Annotated in this window: 9 protein-coding genes; 3 read left to right on the top strand and 6 right to left on the bottom strand. The window is 59.2% G+C overall.

Going from position 1 to position 11,972, the window contains the following annotated elements; genetic code table 11:
* A partial coding sequence (locus tag RBB49_RS26360) for an Ig-like domain-containing protein (protein ID WP_306145943.1) occupies nt 1-2,340 on the top strand: 2,340 nt, incomplete at its 5' end.
* Between the two features lie 51 nt (nt 2,341-2,391).
* Here RBB49_RS26360 and RBB49_RS26365 read toward each other — a convergent pair.
* The 5 genes from RBB49_RS26365 to RBB49_RS26385 form a co-directional block, all read right to left on the bottom strand.
* The gene (locus RBB49_RS26365; RefSeq protein ID WP_306145944.1) at nt 2,392-3,120 is read right to left on the bottom strand and encodes an HAD family hydrolase; all 729 of its coding nucleotides are present in this window, start codon (nt 3,118-3,120) and stop codon (nt 2,392-2,394) included.
* 68 nt (nt 3,121-3,188) lie between these two features.
* Nucleotides 3,189-3,881 (bottom strand): peptide chain release factor H, encoded by a 693-nt coding sequence (prfH, locus tag RBB49_RS26370; protein ID WP_306145945.1) that lies wholly within the window; start codon nt 3,879-3,881, stop codon nt 3,189-3,191.
* Nucleotides 3,878-5,074 (bottom strand): RNA ligase RtcB family protein, encoded by a 1,197-nt coding sequence (locus RBB49_RS26375; protein WP_306145946.1) that lies wholly within the window; start codon nt 5,072-5,074, stop codon nt 3,878-3,880. The genes prfH and RBB49_RS26375 overlap by 4 nt, the downstream gene beginning before the upstream one ends.
* Before the next feature lie 373 nt (nt 5,075-5,447).
* Nucleotides 5,448-5,933: a YHS domain-containing (seleno)protein gene (locus RBB49_RS26380; RefSeq protein ID WP_306145947.1), complete on the bottom strand. Its 486-nt coding sequence runs from the start codon at nt 5,931-5,933 to the stop codon at nt 5,448-5,450.
* Nucleotides 5,934-6,149: 216 nt separating this feature from the next.
* Nucleotides 6,150-6,521, bottom strand: coding sequence for a hypothetical protein (locus tag RBB49_RS26385; RefSeq protein ID WP_306145948.1), 372 nt, complete (start codon nt 6,519-6,521; stop codon nt 6,150-6,152).
* A gap of 179 nt (nt 6,522-6,700) precedes the next feature.
* On the opposite strand from RBB49_RS26385, the gene RBB49_RS26390 reads away from it, so the two are divergent.
* Together RBB49_RS26390 and RBB49_RS26395 are read left to right on the top strand one after the other, a co-directional pair.
* Nucleotides 6,701-7,666, top strand: a complete 966-nt coding sequence (locus RBB49_RS26390) for an AraC family transcriptional regulator (protein WP_306145949.1) — start codon at nt 6,701-6,703, stop codon at nt 7,664-7,666.
* A 240-nt stretch (nt 7,667-7,906) separates the two neighbouring features.
* The gene (locus RBB49_RS26395) at nt 7,907-9,169 is read left to right on the top strand and encodes an OmpA family protein (RefSeq protein ID WP_306145950.1); all 1,263 of its coding nucleotides are present in this window, start codon (nt 7,907-7,909) and stop codon (nt 9,167-9,169) included.
* A 548-nt stretch (nt 9,170-9,717) separates the two neighbouring features.
* Here the strand turns inward: RBB49_RS26395 and RBB49_RS26400 are convergent.
* On the bottom strand, nt 9,718-11,934 hold the full coding sequence (locus tag RBB49_RS26400; protein ID WP_306145951.1) for an NADP-dependent isocitrate dehydrogenase: 2,217 nt from the start codon (nt 11,932-11,934) through the stop codon (nt 9,718-9,720).
* Between the last annotated feature and the right edge of the window lie 38 nt (nt 11,935-11,972).

Genomic DNA, 11,972 nt, shown 5'->3' on the forward strand with positions numbered 1-11,972 from the left:
ACGGAGACCTTCACCTATGTCGCCAGCGACGGTGCGGGCAATTCCGAACCGGCAACGGTGACGATCACCATTGAAGGCTCGCACGACAACACCGCGCCGGTTTCTGCCGACGATGGCTATACGGTCGACGAGGACGGTCTGCTGACCGGCGAGAACCTTCTGGCCAATGACACGGATGCGGACGGTGACGCACTTTCGATTGCTTCTGTCAACGGCTCGTCGGCGTCGGTGGGGTCTCAGATCGTGCTTGAGTCCGGTGCGCTGCTGACGGTCAACGCCGACGGCACGTTCTCCTATGACCAGAACGGTGCGTTCGACGATCTGGGCGATGAGGAAACCGCAACGGAGACCTTCACCTATGTCACCAGCGACGGTGCGGGCAATTCCGAACCGGCAACGGTGACGATCACCATTGAAGGCTCGCACGACAACACCGCGCCGGTTTCCGCCGACGATGGCTATACGGTCGACGAGGACGGTCTGCTGACCGGCGAGAACCTTCTGGCCAATGACACGGATGCGGACGGCGACGCACTTTCGATTGCTTCGGTCAACGGCTCGTCGGCGTCGGTGGGGTCTCAGATTGTACTGGAGTCCGGTGCGCTGCTGACGGTCAATGCGGACGGCACGTTCTCCTATGATCAGAACGGTGCGTTCGATCAACTGGGCGATGAGGAAACCGCGACGGAGACCTTCACCTATGTCGCCAGCGACGGTGCGGGCAATTCCGAACCGGCAACGGTGACGATCACCATTGAAGGCTCGCACGACAATAGAAGTCCGGACGCAGTTGATGATGCGTTCAGTGTCGCCGAAAGCGGTTCCATTTCGGCCAACCTGTTTTCCAACGATACGGATGCCGACAACGACGCCCTCACGGTCGTAGACGTCAACGGCATTGCCGCCAACGTGGGCAGCGAGATTACTCTGGCGTCCGGGGCACGGCTCACGGTCAATGCAGACGGTACGTTCGACTATGACCCGAACGGCGCATTTGACGGGCTTGAGACGGGCGAAACCGGGGCTGACAGTTTCACCTACCAAGTTTCCGATGGCCAGGGTGGTTTCGATACGGCGACGGTGAACCTGAGCATTGACGGCGAGACGCCTCCCGCTGATGAACCACCTGCCGACGACCCGCCTCCGGACAAGCCTCCAGTCGAAGAACCGCTTCCAGATCCGATCCCCGGGACGGACAAGCCTGTCGTGATTGATTTCGAAGGTCTGGCGCCCGGCGCCTACACCGGAGAAGCAGGGTTTTCATTGACGGGTGTCGACGTCGCCACAGAAGGACAACTTTCCGGGAACCTTTCCGGCGCCACCACCGGTTTCACGATCACGGCCGGCGGTTCGGATTTCGATCTCGACAGTCTTCTGCTTCAGTCGGAAACTCGCCGCGCGCGGGTTAAGATCGAAGCCTATGACGATGGAGAACTCGTTGGCAGTGTGAAGGCCCGGATCAATTCGAAAGGTGTGTTTGAACTCGAACTCGACGAGAGGTTTGACAGTGTCGACGAGGTCGTGGTGACGTCGCGCCGGGACAAGCCTTTCTATATCGATGACGTGTCGCTGGTGTTGGAGGCCGGGGGAGCCGTCGGTGGCAATGCGGATCCGGTCGCCGCCAATGACATCTATGCGACCAGCGAGACCGGCGTGGTCAGCGGACGCCTTCTCGACAATGACAGCGATGCCGACGGTGGAGAAATCACCCTGCAGACCCTGGCTGGCCGTTCCGACGGGACAGCAATGCTTGCGTCCGGTGCGGTTGTCACATTCGCGAGCGACGGCACGTTCACCTATGATCCGAACGGCGCGTTCGATCGACTTTACGAGGGCGAAACGGCAACCGATGTCTTCGTCTACGAAATGTCAGACGGCAACGGAGGCACCGACACGGCGGAGGTCGAGATCACGATTGAAGGCGAAGGTGCCGCGCCCGTTGAAACGCATATCGGCTTCGAAGACGGGTCGCCCTGCCGCTGGTTCGATGAAGAAGACGAGTTTGTTTTTGCCAACACCTATGTGACGAACCGTTCGCGCGGCGTCGCGGAGGGTGATCTTGCAGGACGCAGTTACGGTGACAGTCTGTCCTTTGCGCGTTCCGACGGCGAGAGCTTCGATTTCGAGGAGGCCGTCTTTACGCTGATCGGACGGGGCAAGACAACGGTGACAATCGAAGGCTACCTGGATGGCGAACTCGTCGGCGCGGAAGACTTCCGTTTCCGTGCCAACAAGGAAAAAATGCTATCGTTGTCGGACGAGATATTCGATGAGGTCGACGAGGTTGTCGTAACGTCCAAGTATGGTGTCATTCTCGATGACATGACGCTGCTCGTCTGATCCGCGAGGCAACCGACCCGGTTCGCCTCCGCGTACCGTTGCCGTTATCCGTCAACCGATCAGGAAACCGGGAAGATCGGCAGCGCTTTCCAGCACGATGTCCGCATGCGGTTCGAGATCTTCACGCCGGCTGGTGCCTGTCAGGACGCCGATCGTCAGGCCGGCACCGGCTGCGCGCGCCATGTCAATGTCGTGCATGTTGTCGCCGATGACGGCAATTCGTGAGGCGGGAAGATCAATCGCAGCCGAAAATCCGTGCACCATTCCAGGTTCGGGCTTTGGGCCGTGACCTGTGTCGTAGCCGGTGACGAAGGAAAAACGTGGCTCCAGTCCGGTGCCGGCGAGAAACGCGCGGATCGCTGCCTCGCTGTCGCTGGAGGCAACACCGAGTGTGTAGTTGCGTGCCCGGAGTGTGTCGACAGCCTCACGTATCCCAGGCAAGGGCTCTGAATCATGCATCCTGTCGATGAACAGTCGATCAAGCTTCGCTGTCAGTTCCTCAAGCCCGAAACTGGCGCCGCCGGCGATCCAGGCCTCGGCGATCTCCTCCGTGTTGCCGGCGGCAAGCAACGAGCCTGCTGCCGGTTTGCCTGTTGCCGGGTCGAGGCCGGAGGCCAGAAGAAAGCGCTCGGTGTCCGATGGTTCATCCCTGGCGGCGATGCTTGCGGCTTGCCGGTAGACCGGTCCCCAGGTTGCATCGAAATCGAGCAAGGTGCCGTCCTTGTCAAAGAGGACTGCGGTGATTTCCGCTTTCCTTCTGTGCAAATCTTCTGACGTCATTGGCTGGTCTTGATCTCCTTGTAAGTTTGTGTGGCTCAAGCTTAGTCGCACAAGTTCCGGCGGCGATGCTACCCGTGTTTTCTCCGCATGATCTGTATTCGTGCCAAATTTCCCATGCGACGCGGGACTTCCGCGAACCCATCGCCCTTGAAGACACGCAGGGGATTGCCGCGCTCCAATCGGCGGTGCAAGCGGTTTTGCGCTGACCGGTCATTGGCACGGCTTCCCTCCTGCCTCAGCACGAAAAGCATCCTGAGCCGGTCGAGCGCAACTTGGCGGTTCCTGTGCTGTGAGCGTTCATCGGTCGAGGCGGCGGCAAGGCCGCTCGGCAGATGCGTGATCCGGACGCCACTGTCGGTGGTGTTCTGGTGCTGACCGCCAGGTCCGCCAGAGCGGAATGTCTCAATCCTGAGTGACCCGGTGTCCAGTTCAAATTCCGGTGCATCGGACCACTCCACCTCGAAGACACCGATGAACCAGTTCTGCCGCTTGTGATGCGGACGGAACGGGCTTTTTGAGACCCATTTTATCGTGCCCAACCAGTTTTCGGCGAATTGAGCGGCGCCGGAACCGATTACTGTCACCAAGGCAGAGGAGGGGTCTTTGCCACGGGTGCGTATTGCGACTTCTGCCGCAAAGCGCAGTTCTGCCTGATCTGCTTCGGCTTTCATCCGGCGCAGGACGTGCGCGACGGCCCGCTGGCATTCGCGCGGCCCGTCTCCGCTTGTCACGAGCAGATGTTTGCGAAGGGAAGCCGTCATCTTTCGCCCCTTCGTCTGGTCATCCGGTTCCGCTTTTCCCGCCTGGCGGTCAAAAGGTCCTCGCTGATCGCCTTCTTGAAGGTCAGAAGCGGTTTCAATGTCGCCGCACAATCGGCAAGCCTGTTGGAGCGCAAATCTTCCAGTACCTGGCCGGGGTCCTTATAGGCGCCCGGTGCCTCCTCAACCAGAAGCTGACGGTCCTCGCAAATCACCTGCCCGCCGAACGATGTGCGCACGAGGCCCTCCCGTTCCGACCGGGTTGCGCCCGCGCGCCCGGTCATCGACCGGCGATCGTATTTGCGCCCCGAGCCGTGGGCCAGCGAGGCAAGCGCTTCGAGCTTGTCCATCCGGGGAGCCAGCAGATAACTGAATGCGTCCCTCGACCCGGCAAGCGGAACCAGAGGGCCGTCGGCTTTCGCGGCTCCCTTCCTGTGCAGCAGCAAGCCCCGGTAGCCTTCGATCAGGTTGTGAGGTGCATCACAGATCAGGCGCAGGTCGGCGCGCAGTGCCCCGGCGGCCCTCTCGGCGATCAACAGCCTGTTGAGGCTGGCCCAACGCACCGCGTCACCATGCGCGGAAAGATAGGCCTTGCCTGCAGGCCCCTCCGGATCAAGCCCGGAAAACCCGTTCAGCGCAGACCCGAACACCGCCGTGCCAAGCGACCGGGACCCGGAATGCACCAGCAGCACCAGGTCTCCCTTCTTCAGATCCAGATCCGCCGGAAGGAAGCTCTCGTTTGCCTCGTCCACCATCTGCAATTCGCAAAAATGGTTGCCGCCCCCAATGGTGCCGAGAGCCTTGGGATGGAGGTCGTGCGCAAGACCTTGAGCGGCAAGGCGTTCGCTTGCGTCTCCGCTCCACGGCCCTTCAAGCATGCGGAACTTCTGCGCCGCCTTGTCAATCCGCAGCTTTCGGGCCGGCAGGTCGAGCGCAAAGAGGCACATGCCGCAGCCGATATCGTTGCCGATCAGCTGAGGATAGATGCGATCTGCCAGGATTGCGCTGCCAACCGGCCCGTATTTGCCCGGATGCAAATCCGGAAACGCAGCGACCTGAGAGACGCCGGCCATTTCAGACACGTGGTCGAGCTGCTCTTCGGCGGCGCCTTCGATCCAGGTCTTGCTTGAATAAAATCGATGGACGGGCGCAGCATCAATTGATGGCGACGGCCCCTCCGTTTGAGAAGTGCCCATTTGGGAACCTTTTTGAAAACAGGGTGCGTTTCGGGTGCAAGTCCAGCTTGCCCCGGAGTGCCTCAACCGCACCGCATACGCGGATCAGTACAGGTTTGCCGCCTTCTTGGGCGCGCGCAACATGGTCGTCATGTGTCCTGGTCCCGTTTTCAAAAACTGTCGCACAGTCTGGTGCGATGCGAGCTAGATAAGCGCGCCTGAGTCCGTTCGCAAGCGGCAAGACGCATTATCAGGGGTTTTGCCTGTCCCTGTTGCCGGCCTGCAACGCGCCCGCAAGCCAGGTTTTCCCGCCCGGCCGAAATGCAAATCAGGCGCACCCTTGGATGCGCCTGATGCCTTTCAGTCCGCTCGTGTCCGGTTCCGGACAGTTCCGTCAGAGATCCTTCGCGGCGGTCGTGCGGATCTTCTTCCAGTTCTCCTCAGCCTTGGCGATGGTACCGGCCTCATCCTTCTGGAACGCGCGGAAGATCTCCTCGTTCAGGAACAGGTACAGCTTGTCGTCGACAATGGCGGCGTATTGCGGATCGCCATCGAATTTCTTGCCAACGGAGACACCGAATGTGCAGAAGCCACCGTTCTGGGGCAGATAGGCCGCCGGATCGGCGGTGAATGTGTCCATGGTTTCCTTCGACGAGAAGTAGTAGGCAACACCGTCGTGAACCGCGGTGTGATTGGCCGCACCATCGATCCGGTTGCCGAGATCGACGAAGGCGACAGGGTCGACGCCGTGCATGCCGAGCGGAGCTCCGGCGGCGGTCAGGCCGTTGGATGTGTTGTACTCGTCCGCTGCAAAGCCCGGGCTGGAGAGGGTGGCGACGCCAAGCAACGCTGCGGCGATGAGTGTTTTTGAGAAGGACATGTTGATTTCTCCTGGTCTGGATCTGAGGTCTGCTGGCGTTTTTTTTTACCAGCCGAGATCACCTTGCGTTCAGAAGGGCGAGAGATCCATGCGCGAAACATCGCCTGAATTTGCAGATCGTCCGGACCATGCCGGAAAACGAAAAACACCGGCCGAAGGCCGGTGTTTTTCTTGCGACAGGTCTGGAAGGGGAGGCGCAGCTTGTTTGTGTCGTCTTCACGCCGCCTGTGGTGCGCCGGTCTCGGGTTTGTGCAGGGTAACGACCGTCAGGACAGCGAGCGCGTTGACGACATAATAGGCAAGGTCGATGCCCTTGAAACCGAGCACGAATGGTGCTGCCAGAAAGACCACACCAACCGCGAAATCGACGATCAGGTGGAACGAATACGGCAGGACCCGGATGAGGCCGGTTTCGTGGTCGGTCAGGATGGTCAGGATCAGCGCTGCAACGCCGGTTGTGACCGAGAGCCAGAAGGCGAGCGGATTGGACTGTCCGAGACCCAGCAGCATGGGCAGTGCGATGAGGCCAATGGCGACCGGATAGTCGAGATAGGCGTGGATGGTCTTCGTGACAAAGCGGATGTTCATGTCGTGCTCCTTCGTTGAGACGGGTGGGAGGCGTGTGCCCCATGAGCCTCAAGATGATCCGCCCATGTCGATTGTTCCATGCACGAAAGTCCCTCAAAATTGACTGATCGTCCGCCGGGCTTGCGCTGCAACAACAGAAGCCGCAAAAAGGTGCAGGTCGATATTCGAGAAGACCAGACATGAAAAACGATGCCCTTAGTCAGATCCTGGATGCCCTGAAGCTGCGCGGATCTATCTACTTTCACACGAATTTCTCGCCGCCCTGGGCGGTGGCTGTTCCGGCCTTCGGCCATGTCGCCCGCTTTCACATGGCCATGCGCGGCTCCTGCTGGCTGAAGGTCGCGGGCTACGCGGCGCCCATCTATCTGGCAACCGGCGATCTGGTGGTGATCCCGCATGGAGCTGCCCATGTACTGTGTGACGAACTCGGGCGCGAGGCGACGAGTGTCGACCGTGTTCTGCAGGAAACCGGATACACGGGCGAAGGCGCGCTCTATTACGGCGGACCGGAAGAGGAGCAAAGCTGCAAGCTGTTTTGCGGGCATTTCGAATTCGAGGATGGTTCCGTGCATCCGATCCTCGACGCGTTGCCGCCGGTCATCCATGTTCCCAATACCGAAACGCTGAACGCCCACTGGCTGGAAACGGTCATGCGCTTTGTTGCCAGCGAAGTACGCGCAAACCTGCCGGGAGCCGATGCCATCGTGCACCGGCTCACGGAGATTATCTTCATCCAGGTGGTGCGCACCTTTGTCGATCAGGAGGGTGACAGGGCAGGGTGCCTGGCCGCCGTTCTCAATCCGAAGCTGGGGCGCTCCATGTCCCGGATACATTCAGCGCCTGAGCAGCAATGGACCGTGGAGACGCTGGCACGGGAGGCGGGCATGTCGCGTACCGTTTTTGCGGAACGCTTTACCGATCTGGTCGGCATGACACCGCTCGCCTATGTCACGCACTGGCGCATGGAAAAGGCGCGCCGGGATCTACGCGATACGGACCTGCCGCTGATCGATATCGCGGAGAACATCGGCTACAGCTCCGAGGCCGCGTTCAACCGCGCGTTCAAGCGCCAGTTCAACCAGACCCCCGGTCAGATGCGGCGCATGGCTTTAGCTCATACGGGTAACGCGACAAGTGAAATCTGATTTGAAGCCGCTATCTATTTTGTGAATTGAGTAATCTGTCGATAGTTTTTCATAGTGTGACTTCCACCACAGACCGTCTTTCCCGGTTGCCTATTTTGGCTTTGTCTTTGTCAGGAACGGGCATGCGGCTGAGGAAGCAGAAATGCCGTTCAATTGAAAAACTTGTTGGCATTGTTTTGCCGCGGCCAATCCGGCCTGGTCGACTGAGCGACGGCTCGTTCAGTCTAGAAAATTGCAGGAATGAATTATATGCCTTTGACTATTGGGAATTTTAGCGTCGCTTGCACTGTCATGGCCGGTTTGTTTTGCCTGGGCACCATGAACGTCACTGCCAGTGCGCAAGAAATGAATGCCTTGGCACTTTCGAACGGTGCCGTATTGAAATCCTATACATCGGAGTATGGCGGACGCGGCAGTTCGGAATGGATTGCTCTTGCACTCATCGACGGAAACCCGGCTGTCGGATGGTCGAGCGAGCAGTTCAAGAGTGCGCCAAACGAATTTCTTTTCGAGCTGGAAAGGGACTTTTCACTGAAGTCCTTTTCCTTCGACAACACACGCACGGACGAGCCGACCCATCCGGGAATTTCCGCCAAGTCAATAGAGGTCCATGTGTCGGCAGACAGCGAAACAGGCCCTTATCAGAAAGTAGTTTCCGGAGAAATTGCCGTCGGGAAGGTTTCCGAGGTTGCGTTGCCGGAGCCTGTCGCGGCGCGTTGGGTAAAGCTGGTCATTGCGGGCAATGGTGGTCATCAGGAATATACGGAACTGATGGAGTTTTCCGCATTCGGCACGCCGCTGGAAGAGCGTGCTCCCAGCCAGAATTTTTCAGGTGTCTATGACACCAATTGGGGGCGCTTCTTTCTCAAGCACCGGGATGGCGAACTTGATGGATGTTACGATCACGACTCTGGAACCTTCAGCGGAAAACAGGTCGACGGTCTGATGAACATCGAGTGGCGAGAAACGGGAGACCAATCCGGAAGCGCGGCACTTGCCATAACTGATGATGGAACCAGTTTTAGCGGACTCTGGTATGAAAATGCGCAGCTGCAGGGTACCTGGGCCGGCGTCTTGTCGACCGACCAGTTGTCGAAACCGGCCTGCGCCGTTTCTCTCGTTGAAGAGAAAAAAACTCAGGTAGCTGCGGCACTGGACACTTATGGTGTCGCGAAACTTTACGGTATTTATTTTGATTTCGATTCAGACGCCATCAAGCCAGCCTCGGCCAAAACGCTTGCGGACGTGAAAGCGTGGCTTGCGTCAAATCCGGGAAAAACAGTTGTGTTTGAAGGTCACACCGATGCCAAAGGAAGCGACGACTATAATCAGACTCTTTCCGCCAAGCGTGCCGCCGCCGTTGTCTTTTGGCTCAGCGCAAACGGTATCGACATGAACCGCCTTTCACACACGGGATATGGCGAGGCACTTCCGGTTGCCGACAACAGCACCGAGAACGGCAGAAGCCTGAACCGGCGGGTGGAAATGAAGGTTCTGAACTAGGTGCGGAATCCAAAGGGTTTGTCTACTCGAATTGAAGATCAGAGACCGGTTGGTGAGCACAAACAATCAGTCTCAGCATCGATGGAACGAACAGCCCGCACGGTGATTGGCAAGAGACCAGGATTTCAAGCGCCGGTTAAAGCGGACACCCGGTCAAATGCGGCGCGCGGGACTGCCTAGGCAGCGGATCAGATTGAGCGGCTTGTGCCGCGCCGGTTTTCAGGCGTTCGTAACGCAGTTGCTTTTAAATTTGTGATTTTCAGCTTTGCCATGGTTTCGTCATTCCGGACAAGCGCAGGGAAAGCTGCGCGCCGATCCGGAATCCTGAAATCATTTCGCGCCTTGGGCGCGGCATTTTTCGAAAAAATGGCTTTCCGGGTTCGCTTCGCTCACGCTCATGTCTGGATTCCCGATCGGTGTTCGGCTGTGCCTCACTTGTCCGGAATGACGTCGTTAGAAAATGTCCAACAGTGAAGAGTTAGTAGGCGTCACGAAAAGCAAAGGGGCGGAAAAATCCGCCCCTCAAGATCCTCGTCGTGGCCGGCCGGCTAGCCGATGATGCCGTTCAGGGTTGCGCTTGGGCGCATGACGGCGTCAACCTTGGCCTGCGGGGCATGGTAGTAGCCGCCCGTGTCGGCCGGTGCGCCCTGAACGCCGTTGAGTTCACCGACGATCTTGTCTTCATTGGTGGACAGCGCCTCGGCAATCGGCGTGAAGTGAGCTTTCAGGTCCGCGTCTTTGTCCTGGGCGGCCAAGGCCTGTGCCCAATAGAGCGCGATGTAGAAGTGGCTGCCGCGGTTGTCGAGGCCGCCGACGCGCCGCGCAGGAGACTTGTCGTTGTCGAGCAGACCTTCAATGGCCGTGTCGAGTGCATCGGCCAGGATCTGTGCCTTGGCATTGTCCTTGGCGTTGGCAAGATGCTCCAGCGACGCTCCGAGCGCGCAGAATTCGCCGAGCGAATCCCAACGCAGGTAGTTTTCCTCCTGAAGCTGCTGAACGTGCTTCGGGGCGGAGCCGCCTGCACCGGTCTCGAACAGGCCGCCGCCATTCATCAGCGGGACGATGGACAGCATCTTGGCCGACGTGCCGACTTCCAGGATCGGGTAAAGGTCGGTCAGGTAATCGCGCAGCACGTTGCCGGTGATCGCGATGGTGTCTTCGCCGCGGGCAATTCGCTCGGTGGTGTATTTGGCTGCTTCGGTCGGCGCCATGATCTTCAGGTCGAGACCGGACGTGTCATGCTCGGGCAGGTAGGCGTTGACCTTCTTGATCAGCTCCGCATCGTGGGCGCGCTTCTCGTTCAGCCAGAAGACACCCGGCATGCCGGAGAGACGTGCACGCGTAACACCGAGCTTGACCCAGTCGCGGATCGGCGCGTCCTTTGTGCGGCAGGCGCGCCAAATGTCACCTTCCTCGACCTCGTGCGAGATCAGCGTGTTGCCCGCCTCGTCGACAATCCGCATGACGCCGGCGGCCGGGGCCTTGAATGTCTGCGGGTGAGAGCCGTATTCCTCGGCTTTCTGCGCCATCAGGCCGACATTCGGCACGGTGCCCATCTTGGCGGGGTCCAGCGCGCCGTTCTCACGACAGAAGTCGATCACCGCTGAATAGACTCCTGCGTAGGAGCTGTCCGGAATGACGCATTTGGAATCGTGTTCCTTGCCGTCCGGACCCCAACCCTTGCCGCCCGCACGGATCAGGGCAGGCATGGAGGCGTCGATGATAACGTCCGATGAGACATGCAGGTTGGTGATGCCCTTGTCGGAGTTCACCATGTAGAGGTCCGGGCCGGTGTCCAGAGCCGCCTTGATGTCGGCTTCCACTTCCGCACGCTTGTCCGCCGGCAGCGTTGCGACCTTGGCTTCCAGGTCGCCGAAACCGAGATCCGGGTTGACGCCGAGTTCCGCGAAGGTTGCGGCATGCTTTGCAAAGACGTCTTTCAGGAATGCCTTGACGCAGTGGCCAAACAGGATCGGGTCGGAGACCTTCATCATCGTGGCTTTCAGGTGCAGCGAGAACAGCACACCCTTGGACTTGGCGTCCGCAATTTCCTTTTCCAGGAATGTTTTCAGCGCCCTGACGCTCATGAAGGTCGCGTCGATGACGTCGCCTTCTTCCAGCGGCCAGTCGGCTTTCAGAACAGTGAGGTCGCCACCTTTGGCGTCAAACTCGATCTTTGCTGTTCCGGTGGAAACCGCCGGGACTGTGACCGACTTCTCATTGGAGAAGAAATCGTTCTTACCCATCGTTGCCACGTGGGTTTTCGACGCGTTGGACCATGCGCCCATGCGATGCGGGTTCTTCTTGGCATATTCCTTGACGGCCTTGGGAGCGCGACGATCCGAGTTGCCTTCGCGCAGAACCGGGTTCACAGCGGAGCCCTTGATGGCGTCGTACTTTGCCTTGACGGTCTTTTCTTCAGCGTTTGCCGGTTCCGCCGGATAGTCGGGCAGCTTGTAGCCCTGCGCCTGCAGCTCCGCGATCGCTGCATTGAGCTGCGGCTGGGAGGCAGAGATGTTCGGCAGCTTAATGACGTTGGCGTCCGGCTGCTTGACCATCTGGCCGAGTTCGGCGAGGTCGTCAGACTGCTTTTGTTCGTCGGTCAGGTATTCGGGGAAATTCGCCAGGACGCGGGCTGCGAGCGAAATGTCCCTGGTGCCGATGGTAAGCCCTGCCGCCTTCGTGAAGGTGCGGATGATAGGAAGAAACGAGGCGCTTGCCAGCTCGGGCGCTTCGTCGACCTTGGTGTAGATGATATCGGCCATGGTGCTTACATTTCCCAGTGTTCGATGTGTTCGACGGG

This window comes from Roseibium sp. MMSF_3412 (assembly GCF_030733265.1).
Taxonomy (GTDB): Bacteria; Pseudomonadota; Alphaproteobacteria; order Rhizobiales; family Stappiaceae; genus Roseibium.

Coding starts and splice junctions, on each gene's coding strand:
- RBB49_RS26375 (WP_306145946.1), bottom strand. CDS start 5,074: ATGGGCACTTCTCAAACGGAGGGGCCGTCGCCATCAATTGATGCTGCG.
- RBB49_RS26385 (WP_306145948.1), bottom strand. CDS start 6,521: ATGAACATCCGCTTTGTCACGAAGACCATCCACGCCTATCTCGACTAT.
- RBB49_RS26365 (WP_306145944.1), bottom strand. CDS start 3,120: ATGACGTCAGAAGATTTGCACAGAAGGAAAGCGGAAATCACCGCAGTC.
- RBB49_RS26380 (WP_306145947.1), bottom strand. CDS start 5,933: ATGTCCTTCTCAAAAACACTCATCGCCGCAGCGTTGCTTGGCGTCGCC.
- RBB49_RS26390 (WP_306145949.1), top strand. CDS start 6,701: ATGAAAAACGATGCCCTTAGTCAGATCCTGGATGCCCTGAAGCTGCGC.
- prfH (WP_306145945.1), bottom strand. CDS start 3,881: ATGACGGCTTCCCTTCGCAAACATCTGCTCGTGACAAGCGGAGACGGG.
- RBB49_RS26395 (WP_306145950.1), top strand. CDS start 7,907: ATGAATTATATGCCTTTGACTATTGGGAATTTTAGCGTCGCTTGCACT.
- RBB49_RS26400 (WP_306145951.1), bottom strand. CDS start 11,934: ATGGCCGATATCATCTACACCAAGGTCGACGAAGCGCCCGAGCTGGCA.